The sequence below is a fragment of the Elusimicrobiota bacterium genome, assembly GCA_041660925.1.
GTDB lineage: Bacteria > Elusimicrobiota > Elusimicrobia > UBA1565 > UBA1565 > JBAZUV01.
The window spans coordinates 109,865-122,759 of the sequence record JBAZVI010000009.1 but is presented as its reverse complement, the minus strand read 5'-3'; the positions used below and the strand labels follow the sequence as shown (position 1 = coordinate 122,759).

12 protein-coding genes and 1 other RNA gene are annotated in these 12,895 nt (G+C 66.1%); 12 read left to right on the top strand and 1 reads right to left on the bottom strand.

The genetic code is table 11. The features are described from left to right. Positions 1 to 63 precede the first annotated feature (63 nt). Positions 64 to 792 carry a response regulator transcription factor gene (locus WC969_12855; protein MFA6030739.1) on the bottom strand — a complete coding sequence of 243 codons (729 nt, stop codon included), beginning with the start codon at positions 790 to 792 and terminating at the stop codon, positions 64 to 66. A gap of 262 nt (positions 793 to 1,054) precedes the next feature. On the opposite strand from WC969_12855, the gene WC969_12850 reads away from it, so the two are divergent. From WC969_12850 to WC969_12795, 12 genes are all read left to right on the top strand, one after another. Further along, the gene (locus tag WC969_12850) at positions 1,055 to 2,998 is read left to right on the top strand and encodes a diguanylate cyclase (protein MFA6030738.1); all 1,944 of its coding nucleotides are present in this window, start codon (positions 1,055 to 1,057) and stop codon (positions 2,996 to 2,998) included. A 206-nt stretch (positions 2,999 to 3,204) separates the two neighbouring features. Beyond that, on the top strand, positions 3,205 to 4,248 hold the full coding sequence (locus WC969_12845) for a hypothetical protein (protein ID MFA6030737.1): 1,044 nt from the start codon (positions 3,205 to 3,207) through the stop codon (positions 4,246 to 4,248). Positions 4,249 to 4,250: 2 nt separating this feature from the next. Further along, on the top strand, positions 4,251 to 4,565 hold the full coding sequence (locus WC969_12840; protein ID MFA6030736.1) for a hypothetical protein: 315 nt from the start codon (positions 4,251 to 4,253) through the stop codon (positions 4,563 to 4,565). A gap of 49 nt (positions 4,566 to 4,614) precedes the next feature. Next, the gene (locus WC969_12835; GenBank protein ID MFA6030735.1) at positions 4,615 to 5,739 is read left to right on the top strand and encodes a nucleotidyltransferase; all 1,125 of its coding nucleotides are present in this window, start codon (positions 4,615 to 4,617) and stop codon (positions 5,737 to 5,739) included. A gap of 61 nt (positions 5,740 to 5,800) precedes the next feature. Continuing rightward, positions 5,801 to 6,184: a hypothetical protein gene (locus tag WC969_12830; protein ID MFA6030734.1), complete on the top strand. Its 384-nt coding sequence runs from the start codon at positions 5,801 to 5,803 to the stop codon at positions 6,182 to 6,184. After that, positions 6,181 to 7,119 carry a CBASS cGAMP-activated phospholipase gene (locus tag WC969_12825; GenBank protein MFA6030733.1) on the top strand — a complete coding sequence of 313 codons (939 nt, stop codon included), beginning with the start codon at positions 6,181 to 6,183 and terminating at the stop codon, positions 7,117 to 7,119. Before WC969_12830 ends, WC969_12825 begins: the two co-directional genes overlap by 4 nt. Positions 7,120 to 7,482: 363 nt before the next feature. After that, positions 7,483 to 7,840, top strand: a transfer-messenger RNA (tmRNA) gene (gene ssrA / locus WC969_12820). A gap of 105 nt (positions 7,841 to 7,945) precedes the next feature. Then, positions 7,946 to 9,271: a sensor domain-containing diguanylate cyclase gene (locus WC969_12815; protein ID MFA6030732.1), complete on the top strand. Its 1,326-nt coding sequence runs from the start codon at positions 7,946 to 7,948 to the stop codon at positions 9,269 to 9,271. Next, positions 9,268 to 10,578: a diguanylate cyclase gene (locus WC969_12810; protein ID MFA6030731.1), complete on the top strand. Its 1,311-nt coding sequence runs from the start codon at positions 9,268 to 9,270 to the stop codon at positions 10,576 to 10,578. The genes WC969_12815 and WC969_12810 overlap by 4 nt, the downstream gene beginning before the upstream one ends. Continuing rightward, a complete protein-coding gene (gene sppA / locus WC969_12805) occupies positions 10,575 to 11,606 on the top strand; it encodes a signal peptide peptidase SppA (GenBank protein ID MFA6030730.1) in 1,032 nt (343 codons plus the stop codon). The genes WC969_12810 and sppA overlap by 4 nt, the downstream gene beginning before the upstream one ends. Continuing rightward, complete coding sequence (locus WC969_12800; GenBank protein MFA6030729.1) at positions 11,603 to 12,172, top strand: hypothetical protein; 570 nt, start codon at positions 11,603 to 11,605, stop codon at positions 12,170 to 12,172. The genes sppA and WC969_12800 overlap by 4 nt, the downstream gene beginning before the upstream one ends. Continuing rightward, complete coding sequence (locus WC969_12795; GenBank protein MFA6030728.1) at positions 12,169 to 12,888, top strand: NAD(P)H-hydrate epimerase; 720 nt, start codon at positions 12,169 to 12,171, stop codon at positions 12,886 to 12,888. The genes WC969_12800 and WC969_12795 overlap by 4 nt, the downstream gene beginning before the upstream one ends. Positions 12,889 to 12,895 lie beyond the last annotated feature (7 nt).

The following is a 12,895-nucleotide window of genomic DNA, read 5'->3' as shown; positions in this document are numbered from 1 at the left end:
ACTCAATTCACAGACCGCGAGGCGTGGACAAACGGGAGGGGTAACGGCAGGTAACGGCGGCTGTTACGGCTTTTTGTCGGTTTTTTCTACGCTTTTCAGCGGGACGGTGGGCGGAATGTAGGTGTAGCCGAAGCCCCGGACCGCCCGGATCCGGCGCCTCAAAATCTCGGGCAGGGACTTGCGCAGACGGTTCATGAGGATGTCGAGCGCCCGGGAGATGGCCGGATCCTCCCGGTTGTCGACGAGGTGGAAGAGCTCCTCGCGTCCGATGGGCGAGGGGGAGCGGCGTACGAGGATGAGCATGAGCTCGTAGGTCTTGGGCGTGAGCTTCGCCGCCGGCCGTCCGTCGAGGAAGAGCTCGTAGGTGTCGGGCTGGAAGGCGAGGTCGCCCACGCGCATGAGGCCGGCGTCCATGTCGCGGCGGCGGAAGACCGCCTCGAGGGTGGCGAGCAGTTCGTTCCCGTTGGGGGACTTGGCGACGAAGTAGTCGGCGCCCGAGCGCAGGCAGAGCACCTTCTCCCCGGGATAGTTCGTCATCATGACGATGGGGGTCGCGCGCGCGCGCGGCATCTCGCGGATGCGGCGGCACACCAGGGTGCCGTCCTGGTCGGAGAGCTGGAGGTCGAGGATGATGCAGTCGGGCGGGTCCTTGCGCACCGATTTGAGCGCCGCCGCGCCGCTGCAGACGATTTCGACGTTCGTGTAGCCCGCCGTCTTGAGCCAGAGCCGGACGATGTCCGACCAGTCCTGCTCGTCCTCGACGACGAGGATGCGGTACCCCGCGCTTTTCATGTTCGAGAGTCTAGCAGATGCGGCGCGCTTACGGGAGCGCTCCGCATCGCGTCGTTCACCCTCCCTCTCGAGGGAGGGTTGGGGGAGGGTAGAGCTTCCGTTCACATATCCTACCCCCCTCCAATCCCCCCTCGAGAGGGGGGAAGGAATAAAAGGACTGAAGACCTCCTTTCCGCTGGGTCCACCGGCACCCTCGCAGGGGGCCTTTCCGGGCTGGCGAAACCAAGGGACTCCCTCTATACTTATACTCCTGGGGACCCCTATGCTCGCCCCTGCGCTCCGTCGTCTCCTTCCGCCGCTGCTCGGCGCGCTCCTTGCGCCGGGGTTCGTCTGCGCTCAGCCGCGCGAGACGGCACCGGTCAAGATCGTCGTCGAGGCCGTTCCCAGCGTCAACCCCGCGGCGACCGCGGGCTCCCTCAACCTCACTCCTTCGGTCCCCGGGCTCTCGAACCTTCCGGCGGTCGTGCCGCAGGCGGCTTCGTTCTCCCAGGCCGCGCCTGCCGTGAAGGCCGGCGTGTCCGCGGAGAACGCAGCTGCGCGCACGCATGGGGCGGCGCTGCCCGCGCTCCCCTCCAACCCCGCTGTCGTGCCGGCGAAGGTCGGATCCGCAAACGTCCTCATCGCTCCTGCGAAGGGGCCGCCGGGGGAAGGGGGCGCCCCGACGGCGTCCTCCCAGCTGGAGGAGAAGGGCCGCTCCGCGCTGGAGCTCCAGCAGACCCTCGGCGTCGAGGGCGACGCCGCCGGCGAGGATGCCGGGGCCGCCGCTTCCGCGGCCTTTGATTCCATGAGGGTTCGTTCTTCCGAACTGTCCTCCCCGGCGGGGGGGAAAGAGGGGGGGGCTGACGCCGTCTCCGCCGCTCCGAAGGGCAAGCGCGTCACCGCGCTCAAGCCCGCCGCAGGGACCGGGCTCGGGACGATGCTCGAGGCCGGCGCGCGCGAGGGCCGCGTCGACCGGGTGACCCTGGAGGCCCTCAAGAAGGCGGCCTTCACCGATGCGCTCACCGGCGTCCCCAACCGCGTCTTCCTCGACGAGCAGAAGGACCGGCTCGCCCGCGAGAACCGCACCCTCATCACCTTCAAGCTCGACTGGCTCAAGGAGATCAACGACGCCGAAGGCCACGCGGCCGGCGATTTCTACCTCGGCGAGACCGCGCGCATCGCCGCGCGCGTGCTCGGAGACGACGGCCTCATCGTGCGCCGCAGCCCCACGGGCTTCGCCGTCTTCACCCGCCTGCGGGGCCGCGAGGCCGAGCTTCTGGCCGACGCTCTGCGCATCGCCGTGGCCTATCACCTCGCCGGCCGCCGCACGGCGGTCGCCGACCTCAAGACCAAGGCGCCGATCCAGTCGACGATCAACCTCGGCATGGCGCCCATCCCCTCGGGGACCGGCGCCTTCCACCGGGCGCTCGAGGCTTCCGAGCTCTCGCGCGAGGCGGCCAAGACCGCGGGCGGCGACCTCGTCGCCGACGCTTCGGGCAAGGTCCTGCCGCGCTCGACGGTCTACGCCCTCCGCGTCGGCCTGCGTGCGGCCGGCTTGAGCGGCCTCCTGAGCCGCTTCGAGTCCGAGCTCTCGCACAACCCGCTCGACCGCATCCCGCGACGCGACGGCTCGGGGCCCTCCGCCGCCGAGCTCCTCGCCAGGATCAAGGACGAGGTCCTGCGCGCGAAGATCGAGGCCTTCCTGTACAAGAACGCCCTGAGCGGCCTTTCCAACCGGCGCTGGCTCGACGAGAACGTCGACCGCCTCGTGAGCAAAGGGCTCATCGTCGAGTACGCCGCGCTCGACTTGGACAAGTTCGGCGACGTCAACCGCTCTCTCGGAGAGGAGAAGGCCGACCGCGTGCTCGTCCGCTTCGGAGAGCTCCTCGCGGAGGCCGTCGCCGGGCACGACGCCTACGCGCTGCACCTGAGCGGCGAGGAGTTCGCCATCCTCGTCGGGCCCAAGGAGACGGACCTCCGGGGCCTGCTCGACGGCGCCCGCGTCCGCGTCCAGAACGAGCTCGGCCGCCGCGTCCTCGAGCGCGACGGCGTGCGCGCCGCCGACGGCCAGGTCCTGCGCATCACCGTCTCCGCCGGCACCGCCCGCATCCACGCCGGCAAGACCGGCGCGCTCCCCGCCGTCCTCGAAGCCGGCGAGCGCGCCGAAACCTCCCTCCAGAAAGCCAAGACCTCCGGCCGCAACCGCGTCGTCCTCGAATCCGACTAACAAGAACGGCGGTATCTTCTATCATCTATTAGTAAAAAGCAGTTTCTATTATTGGCACTCCTATTGAATGACTGCCAGCTCTGTGGTATAATAGGACTCGCTTTTTCGCGACCGAATTGCTGTTCCTCGACGATAACCTCGCCGTATAGCCACGAAAAGCCCGCCGAGACGCCGCACGAGATGCCGGTATTTGAAGGGTGAGGACTATGAACTTGAATGCTATCCGTACTCCGTCAATCCTGCGTATGCTCGCGTTGGGTCTGCTCGGGATGAGTCTCTCTGGATGTGTCTCCGTCCCCGCCAGCTTCAACACCTATCGCGAGAATTTCGCCAGCGTCAAATCGAACGCGCTGGACCTTTATCTTCGCTCCAGCAACATCGCTGACGATATCGCCAACCGACCGGATCAGGAGAGCAGTATCACCGACCGCATCAAGGTCCTCGAGACGCGTAAAACGGCCCTAAATCTGCGGCTGGAGGCTATCGCTCTCATCGACCGTTACAATTCTGTCCTGATTAAGCTCGGCGAGGGATCGTCGGCCGACGCGCTAAAGACCGAAATCTCAGGTCTCCAGCAGGGGCTTTCGTCCTTCAACCTCGCGAGCGTCAGCAAGATGCTGGAGAAGGGGGGGCCTTACCTGAATGTGGTCGCGCAGGGAGTGTCTCTAATCGAGGATGCCGTCAAAAAGCGCAAGTTCAAGAACGCTGTTGACGCTGCGCAGAAGCCGATGATCGGTATCTTGGACATCCTGTCGGCTGACGCCGACGACCTGGAAGATGTCCTGGTTCAGGAGTTGAAGCTTCAGCAGGATCCTTACCGGGTGCAGGTAGATTCCCTCGGCGGGCGCTTCTACACGCGCATGAAGACCTTTAAGCCAACTTCCGACATGGAGTCGCTACTCTCCCGGCTGAACACGGCTCGGCAAGGTATGGGCCGGAATAATTACAAACCTCTCACCTACCAGCCGGCCGAAGTCGCAGTAGAGCCTAAACCGGCTGACGTGGACGCGCTGACGGCTCTGGTCGGGCAGGTGGAGATTAGTGCGGTCGCATACAGCAAGATTCAGATGCAAATCAACGCTCAGCGCGAGGTCATTCAGGACTACAAGAATGCCCTCGACGCGACCAAAAAGTGCTTCGTCGCCATCGCCGGCGACGTCGAGGCCACGCGTGTCGTCGCCACGGCGGACTTCGTTCGGCAGGCCACAGAGATGCGCAAGGCTGTACTACGGCTTCAGGAGGCTCGGTAACCATGTCCAGTGAGAAGAAGGTAAACGACCTTTATAAAGAGGCGATTGAGCAGCTGACGTCCCTCAGCGAAGACCCCGAGACCGACGATTCGGTTCGCGACGAGGCTAACGCAAAAATCAAGGTGATGCGGGGCAAGGTGCAGGCCGCGGCGCTGGACAACATCATCACTCGGTCGGCCAACTTGCAGGCGTTCATGAGCGACCTAAACGGCGTCATCGCCAAAGCTGGTCACTCGGACATCAGTGGGCAGGTCGCCAGTCTCCGCGGTCTGGTCATGCAGGCTAAGGGCATGATGGACATGATGAAGGGTATGTAGAACCAGCTATCCCAGTACGACGTTCATTTCGGAAGAGGTAGGAGTTTATATGTTTGATTTTACGAGTCGTGCCGGCCAGACTGACGAGCTTTTGGCGGGTATTTGCGAAGAGCTCCAACTTTCGCCAACGCAGCACACCTTGGCCGAACAGCGCTATAGGGCTATCGGCAAGTGGCTCGCGGACTCGACCTTCTTCCGCCTCGCCAACCCACAGATTTACCCACAGGGCTCGCTCAGCCTCGGCACGACGGTCAAGCCGCTGGGGTGCGAGGAGTATGACCTCGACCTCGTTTTGGAGTTTGCGCTCAAGCGCGAACAGTTCCAGAACCCCGTTGACCTTCTAAACGCGGTCGAGTCCCGCCTGCGGGAGAACGATACATACCGACCGATGGTGAGCAGGAAAAACCGCTGCATTCGCGTCACTTACGCCAATGACTTTTATTTGGACATCCTGCCCGCCATCCCGGATCCATCCTTGGGCGGTACGTGCCTGCTAGTGCCCGACCGCGAAGCCCGAACCTGGAAGGCCAGCAATCCCCGCGGGTACTCCGCTTGGTTCGCCAGTCGGACCGCTCTTCGCAAGTTCGCCGAGATGCGGAACAACATTGAGCCGCTGCCAGACCACGAGGCCGCCGATGAGAAGGAGGCCCTCAAGTTGGTCGTCCAACTCATCAAGCGTAACCGCGACATCGTCTTCAAGTCCGAGACAGCTGGGCCCGCGCCCATTTCCATCGTCCTGACGACCTTGGCGGCGCACTTTTACTCGGGCCACAACTCCATAAGTGAATCACTCACCTCGATCTTCGCAGACATCGTCTCGCAGTTGCCGATCTCCGGCCGGCTTCGGGTCATGAACCCGCAGAACCCGAAGGAGGATTTCAGCGAGAAGTGGGATCAGGACGCGGTCGGGTATCCTGCCTTTGTCGCCTGGCTCAAGTCGTTCCAGCGCCAGTGGTCTGAACTTCACAACAAGACGGGCGTACACGAAGTCGGCGTCGTCCTTAACCAGCTTTTCGGCGAGACTGTCGCGCAGAACGCCCTCAAGAAGCAGGCGGTGCGCATCCAGAATTCTCGGAGCAAAGGCGCATTGCGCGTCGGCGGTCTGGGGACGCTCTCGTCCGTGGCGTCGGCGGCACCTAGGAGCATCAGCCCCAACACCTTCTATGGGGATTAGGTTCCTAAGTCCGCCCCGCAAGAAAATCCTGACCGCACGGCATCAGATAACCTGCATGCGGTTGCACTGGCCGCTGTTCAGCGCTTCTCAGGCGGGAAACAAAATCCGCTGGGTCGGTCCCATCCAGCCGACACCGCTCAGCACAACCTACAAGGTCAGTGTGGACTACGAGCTCGGAATCGGGCCCGATGTGCGCGTCATCGCGCCGACGCTGACCGTTCGTCCCGGAGCGGAGAAGTTGCCGCATGTTTATTCCGGCAACCGGCTGTGCCTCTACGTGCCTGGCTCCGGTCAGTGGAACCCCTCCCGGCCGATTAGCGAGACGACGATTCCCTGGACCTCGCTCTGGCTTTATTTTTACGAGGTATGGCATGCTTCTGGCGAGTGGCTAGGTGGGGGGGAACATTCAGCCTCGGGTCCTAAGACTCCGGAGGGAGAAAAATGAGTTTCAAAATCCTTTCCATTGACGGTGGCGGAATTAAGGGTGTTTTCCCTGCAGCGTTCCTCGCCGCTGTTGAAGCTCGTATAAACGCACGAGTGGTGGACTACTTCGATTTCATTACAGGCACTTCGGCTGGCGGGATTGTCGCTCTCGGTCTCGGCCTTGGAAAGAGTGCCGTAGAACTCCGTGACTTCTATGTACGTCTTGGCCCCAAAGTCTTCCGGGGTGGGTGGGTCTCCAGACTGCGGCATCTCAGTTTTTCAAAGTATAACCCTAAGGCGCTACAGACCGCCTTGGTTGAGGTCTTTGGAGCTTGTCGTCTCGGGGAATCAAAGACCCGGCTTATGATTCCCGCCCTGAATCGCGATACTGGAGACGTTTATATCTACAAGACTTCCCATCACCCTCGGCTCAGCTTCGATTATTTGCGACCGGCCGTCGAAGTTGCTATGGCTACCGCAGCGGCTCCGAGCTATTTCCCGGCGCATGTATCTGCGGGGAGCGTTCCGCTCATCGACGGCGGAATGTGGGCAAACAACCCTGCGGTGTTCGCAGTTATCGAAGCGATGGGGATGTGTGGTCAGCTGGCTACGGACATTGAGGTCCTGAGTCTTGGGTGTACCGAAACCGCACTGGATGTCACGCCGGGACTTTTCTCTGGGATTGGGTATTGGGCCCTCAAAGCAAGAGATGTCTTCATGGCTGGGCAGTCCTCCTCATCGCTTGGGGCGGCGAAAATCCTTCTAGGTGATGCCCGAAAAATTGTCCGCATCAGCCCCGTGGCCCCCGCCGGTCGTTATTCCATCGATGGGGATTGCGGCATATCCTCTCTCATAGGGCTCGGTGAGGCGTTCGCGCGAAAGGAGTTCCCAGCGATTGAGGATCGTTTTTTCAAGATACGTGCCCAGGGTTTTGTGCCACACCACAAGCTGGCATAAAGTTCTTTCATGATGCGTTGCCTTGCCCATGGGTGTTCCTGTCGGTATTGCCCTTTCCCGAGGGCTCTGTTATACTTTAGAGGTTCACCCGCACCGGTCGTCTCCGACGAGAAATCGGCTCTTTGAATCCGGTGTGACATCGGTCTCGTCCTCTCCACATCGCTCCCCTAGGCGGGGGGCGACCTATCAGGCCGCGGCGGCATGGCCCGCCGCACCTTAGTGGAGGGTGACAGCCTTCCTGGGCCGCGATAGCGGCCCGAAGGCGCCAGAGGGGGGAACCCCCCATGGGGAGGCCCCGAGCGAGCAGATTCCTTACTCGCGAGGGCTTCAGCCCGGCGCCGCAGGCGGCCGGGGCCGACGGGTGGGGGTGAACAGGTTCGACATGAGCAGTGAGACGGATGGTCGCAGGCCCTGGTCGGCCGAAGCCAGGATAAAAATCGGCTAAAACAACAAAAGCCAACTCACCGTTGGCCTGGGCCACTGCCTAACCCGTAGTCGGTCCACGTCGGTCCGCTAAAACCTGCTAAGCGGGTGCCGGCGTCAACTAGCAGGCACGGGTCCGTTCCGCGCGCTTCGTCGGGGCGTACCCAAGAAAACACGGAGCTAGTCCCTGGATACTCGTCCGACGGTTTTCCAGGGATGAAACCAACGTCGGGCTAAGCCTGTAGGGGCCGCCGTGAGCTGTTTGTGGACGCGGGTGCGATTCCCGCCACCTCCACCATTTCGCCCTCCCCGGGAACGTCCCGGGGAGGGCGGATCGTTTGTAACCTCCCCGACATCACTCCCGCCCTGAAATATGTAATCATTACCTCATAGTAGGTACGGCATGCTGAGCCACCGCAACCTCACTCTGCTCGGTTCCAACCTCCTCTTCTTCGGCGTCGCCGCCGGGCTCTTCCTGCTCCCCGGCTGGGAGGTCGTGCTCTACCCGCTCTTCGGCCTCGTCTTCATCTGGAACGACTTCCGCCGCGAGGAGGAGGTCCACGTCATCTTCCTCTTCCTCTCCACGGTCGCGGCGGCCCTCTGCATGGCCCGCCGGACCGACCCCGCCTATTTCATGGCGCTCGGCGCCGAGGCGGGGGCGATGTGGCTGCTCTCCTTCGGGCTGAGCTTCCACCGCTCCCGCATGGACTCCGAGCGCAACCGCATCCTCGGCGAGCTCGGAGAGCTCGAGACCTCCAACCGCGACTTCGAGCGCGAGAAGACCTTCTACGAGACCTACCAGGGCTCCGCGGTGAGCCAGATCCAGCTGCGCCGGGACCTGACCCAGGCGGCCAAGGCGCTGGGCTCGACGATGGACGAGGCCGAGCTCGCGCAGCGCCTGAAGACCATCCTGGAGACGCGCTACAAGGAGTCGCGCGTGAAGCTCCTCACCGGCGTCCCCTCGGACCCGCTGGTGAACTGGGCGGTGCGCAGCAACGCGCCGGTCCTCGTGCGCGACGTCGAGCGCGACGAGCGCTTCGCCGAGCTCCAGGCCGCGCACTCCTTCCGCTCCGCCCTGCTCGTCCCCATCAACGTCCAGCACAAGCCCTACGGCTTCGTGCGCGTGGAGGCCGACGCGCCGCGCGCCTTCAGCACCGACGACCTGCGCACGGTGGACCTCTTCTCCACGGTCGCCGCGCTGACCCTCGAGAACATCCGCCTCTATCAGGAGGTCAGCGAGATGGCGCTGCGCGACGGCCTCACCGGCCTCTACACGCAGCGCACCTTCCGCTTCCGCCTCAAGGACGAGCTCCTGCGCGCGGGACGCAGCCAGTCCCCGCTCGTCCTCATCATGGCCGACATCGACCACTTCAAGGGCTACAACGACACCTACGGGCACCCGGCCGGCGACGAGCTCCTGCGGGTCTTCGCGCGCATCCTCACGGCCAACGTCCGTCCCGTGGACTGCGTCGCGCGCTACGGCGGCGAGGAGTTCGCGCTCATCCTGCCCAGCACGCCGCATGCCGCCGGCGTCGAGAACGCCGGCCGCATCCGCGCAGCGATCGCCGAGGAGGACTTCACCTTCCAGGGTCGGCGCTCGCGCGTGACGGCGAGCTTCGGCGTCGCCTCCTTCCCGCAGGACGGGACCTCGCTGAGCCAGCTCATCCGCGCTGCCGACGAGCGCCTCTACCGCTCGAAGAACGGCGGGCGCAACCAGGTGAGCGGATGAACCTCTTCGACGGGGACCTCCTCGCCGGCGGGCTGGCCCTCGTGCCGGCGTTCGCGCTCTGGGGCGCGTGGCCGCGCCGGCGCTGGATGTCCTGGGCCGGCGCCATCGTCTGCTTCCTGCTCTGGGGCGCCGGCTTCGCCCACGTGAGCGCGGCGGCCGTCGCCCTGTGGGTGGGCGTGGGCGCCTGGAGCATGCTCGCCTGCCTCTACGCGGCCTACGTCGTCGAGCGCAACGCCGCGGAGTACGGACGCCTGAGCGCGATGCTCGAGGGCCGCTCGCAGAAGCGCGGCGCCCTGCAGGCGCAGGTCGCGGGCAGCCGCGGCAAGAGCCGCGAGATCGAGACCGAGCAGCGCGAGGTCCTCGCGCTCTACGGCATGGTGAAGGGGCTCTCGGAGTCCCTGACCTGGAACGACCTGCGCCCCAAGCTCGAGCTGGCGGTGCAGCAGTACCTGCGCGTCGAGGAGTTCGCGCTCTACGTCGTCGCCGCGCGCGCCCAGGACGACATGCAGCCGCTCCTGCGCCGGCGCATCAGCGCGGGCGTGGGCGCCTCCTGGGAGGCGCTGCAGCGCTGCCTCCAGGAGCGCAAGCTCGCGCTGACCTCGGCCCACGCGCTGACCAAGCCCGAGCGCGCCATCGCGGTCCCCATCTTCGACGCCAAGCGGCTCGTCGGCTACTTCTACGCCCGCGTGCCCGACGCGCTCGAGCCGGAGGCGCTCAAGACCAAGGCCGTGGGCTTCGTCGAGGAGATGGCCTTCGCCTTCCGCCGCATCCGGCTCTTCCAGGAGGTCGAGGAGCTCTCGCAGACCGACGGCCTCACCGGCGTCTACCGCCGCGCCATGTTCGACGAGCGCCTGCGCGAGGAGGTCGTCCGGGCCAAGACCTTCCGCACCACCTTCTGTCTCATGATGCTCGACATCGACCACTTCAAGGAGCTCAACGACAGCTACGGGCACCCCTTCGGCGACCAGGTCCTGCGCCGCATCGGCGAGATCCTGCGCGCGAGCGTCTATGAGACCGACTTCGTCGCGCGCTACGGCGGCGAGGAGTTCGCCGTGCTCCTGCCCCGCGCCGACGTCGTCGGCGTCATGCGCAAGGCCGAGGCGCTGCGCAAGGCGGTCGAGGACGAGGTCTTCGACCAGGCCGGCTCGCCGGTGCGCACCGCCGTCTCCATCGGCATCGCCCACTTTCCGCGCGACGCCGACAGCGTCGAGACCATCGTGAGCCAGGCCGACCAGGCGCTCTACCACGCCAAGGAATCGGGACGCAACCGCGTCATCGACATCTCCGTCGTCAGGAAGGACGCATGAACGAGAAAGAGCCGGAAGGATCGCCGCAGCCCTGGAGCCGCCCCGCCCTCGAGGAGGCGCACTCCCCCGTCCCCGGCCGCAGCCGCATGGTGCGGCTGCTCATCGGCTTCTACGCGCTCTCGCTGGCGGCCGCGCTGTTCGTCGCGCTGCGCGCCCCCGCGCCCTCCACGCCCTCGAAGGCGGGCCTGAAGGCCGGCGACCTGCTCTCCGCGACGCGCAAGGACGCGGTCGGCTGGCTCCCCATCAACGGCGTCATCTCCTACGGCGAGGGCGGCTCGCGCTTCGGGCACGGCGTCCCCGCGACCGTCCGGCGCCTGCGCGCGATGGCCGAGCGCAAGGACGTCAAGGCGATCGTCCTCGACGTCAACTCCCCCGGCGGCAGCGTCGGGGCCGTCCAGGAGCTCTACAGCCAGATCCAGCGCGTGCGCACCGTGGACAAGAAGCCGGTCGTCGCCATCCTCAACGACGTCGCGGCCTCCGGCGGCTACTACCTCGCGGCCGGCTGCGACGCGGTGGTCTCCCATCCCGGGACGCTCGTGGGTTCGATCGGCGTCATCTTCAACACCGCGAACGTCGAGGGTCTTTTCGGGAAGATCGGGATCAGGTCGGAGCCGATCAAGTCCGGCAAGATGAAGGACATCGGCTCGATGACGCGCCCCATGACCAAGGAGGAGCGCGAGCTCCTGCAGGGCCTCATCGACGACGCCTACGGGCAGTTCCTCGGCGCGGTCGCGCAGGGGCGGAAGATGTCCGAGGAGTCCGTCCGGCCCCTCGCCGACGGCCGCATCTTCACGGGCCGCCAGGCCCTCGGCCTCAAGCTCGTCGACGAGCTCGGCGACTCCACCCGTGCGGTGGAGCTGGCCGCGAAGCTCGGGGGCATCTCCGGCAAGCCCGAGATCGTGCGCGACGCCTCCGACTCCCTCTCGGGACTCCTGCAGATGCTCGACTCCTCCTCCGTTCTGAAGCCCTACGCGGCCGCTCTCCCCGTCCTGGGCGAACCCGGGCTCGAGTACCTCTGGCGCCCGTGACGAGCATCTTCGCCGACTTCCTCCTCGAGCCCGTGCGCGCCGCGCGCCGCGTGCGCGAGCGCACGCCGCTGGGATCGGCGCTGTTGGCCTTCATCTTCGCGGGGTGCTCCCTCGCCGCCGCCGACGCCGTGCTCGGCCGCGGGACGGGCTTCGGCGGCCTGGCTTTCGCGCTCGCCCTGGCCTGCGTCCTGCGCCTGACGACGGGCGTGGTGATGACCGCCGCCGTGCACCTCTCGGCCGAGGCCCTCGGAGGACAAGGCCGCGCCGGCCCGCTCTTCGCCCTCATGGGGTTCTCCGACCTGGGCTGGGCGCTGCTGCCGCCGGCCGCCCTCATCGCCCGCGCGCTGGGACGCGGGGCCTGGACCGGGGTCGTACTCGCCGCCGCCGCCGGCCTCGTCGTGCTCGCCCTGCGCGCGCGCAGCGTCCGGCTCCACTACGGCTTCAGCCGCGCGCGGGCGTGGACGGCGGTCGGCCTGCCCTATCTGGCCGCCGCGGGCCTGGCCCTCCTGGCGCTCGGCTTCGCCGTCTGGGGGACGGTCCACCAGCTCGTGAAGGTCTTCGCGTGAAGGCGCCGATCCCCGAGGAGTTCGACGGCCTCCCGGTCGTCACCTCCGAGGAGATGCGCGAGCTCGATCGCCGTGCGGTCGAGCGCTGCGGCATCCCCGCGCTCGCGCTCATGGAGAAGGCGGGGGAGGGCGTAGCCCGGCACGCGCTCGAGCTGCTCAAGGGCCTGAGCGTCGCGGAGCATCTCGTCACCGTCTGCTGCGGGCGCGGCAACAACGGCGGCGACGGCCTCGTCGTCGCGCGCCTCCTCAAGGCCGCCGGGCTCGAGGTCATGGCCTTCATCGCCCCGCCCAAGCGCGACGGGGGCTACTCCCCCGAGGTGAAGGCGAACCTCGCCCGCGCGCTCGAGGCCGGGGTCTCCGTCCACGAAGTCTCCGACGAGCTCGTCGAGCTGGACATCCGCCTGCGCTCCTCGGCCCTGCTCGTCGACGCGCTCCTCGGCACCGGCTCCAGCGGCAAGCCGGCCGGTCCCGTCCACCGCATGATCCAGTGCATGATGAAGGCCGGGCGGCCCATCCTCGCCGTCGACGTCCCCTCGGGCATCGATCCGAACACCGGCTACCACAGCGGCGCCGTCGTGGCGGCGACGCGGACCTGCGCGCTCGGGCTGCCCAAGCGCGGACTGCTCGCGGCCCCGGCCGCCCGCTACGTGGGCGAGCTGCGCGTCGTGGACATCGGCTTCCCCCGCGAGCTCGTCGAGGGCTTCCGCCGCAAATGACTTTGAA

Excerpts from the sequence above, each read along its gene's own strand:
- WC969_12855 (MFA6030739.1), bottom strand. The coding sequence starts at position 792 with ATGAAAAGCGCGGGGTACCGCATCCTCGTCGTCGAGGACGAGCAGGAC.
- WC969_12850 (MFA6030738.1), top strand. The coding sequence starts at position 1,055 with ATGCTCGCCCCTGCGCTCCGTCGTCTCCTTCCGCCGCTGCTCGGCGCG.
- WC969_12845 (MFA6030737.1), top strand. The coding sequence starts at position 3,205 with ATGAACTTGAATGCTATCCGTACTCCGTCAATCCTGCGTATGCTCGCG.
- WC969_12840 (MFA6030736.1), top strand. The coding sequence starts at position 4,251 with ATGTCCAGTGAGAAGAAGGTAAACGACCTTTATAAAGAGGCGATTGAG.
- WC969_12835 (MFA6030735.1), top strand. The coding sequence starts at position 4,615 with ATGTTTGATTTTACGAGTCGTGCCGGCCAGACTGACGAGCTTTTGGCG.
- WC969_12825 (MFA6030733.1), top strand. The coding sequence starts at position 6,181 with ATGAGTTTCAAAATCCTTTCCATTGACGGTGGCGGAATTAAGGGTGTT.
- WC969_12815 (MFA6030732.1), top strand. The coding sequence starts at position 7,946 with ATGCTGAGCCACCGCAACCTCACTCTGCTCGGTTCCAACCTCCTCTTC.
- WC969_12810 (MFA6030731.1), top strand. The coding sequence starts at position 9,268 with ATGAACCTCTTCGACGGGGACCTCCTCGCCGGCGGGCTGGCCCTCGTG.
- sppA (MFA6030730.1), top strand. The coding sequence starts at position 10,575 with ATGAACGAGAAAGAGCCGGAAGGATCGCCGCAGCCCTGGAGCCGCCCC.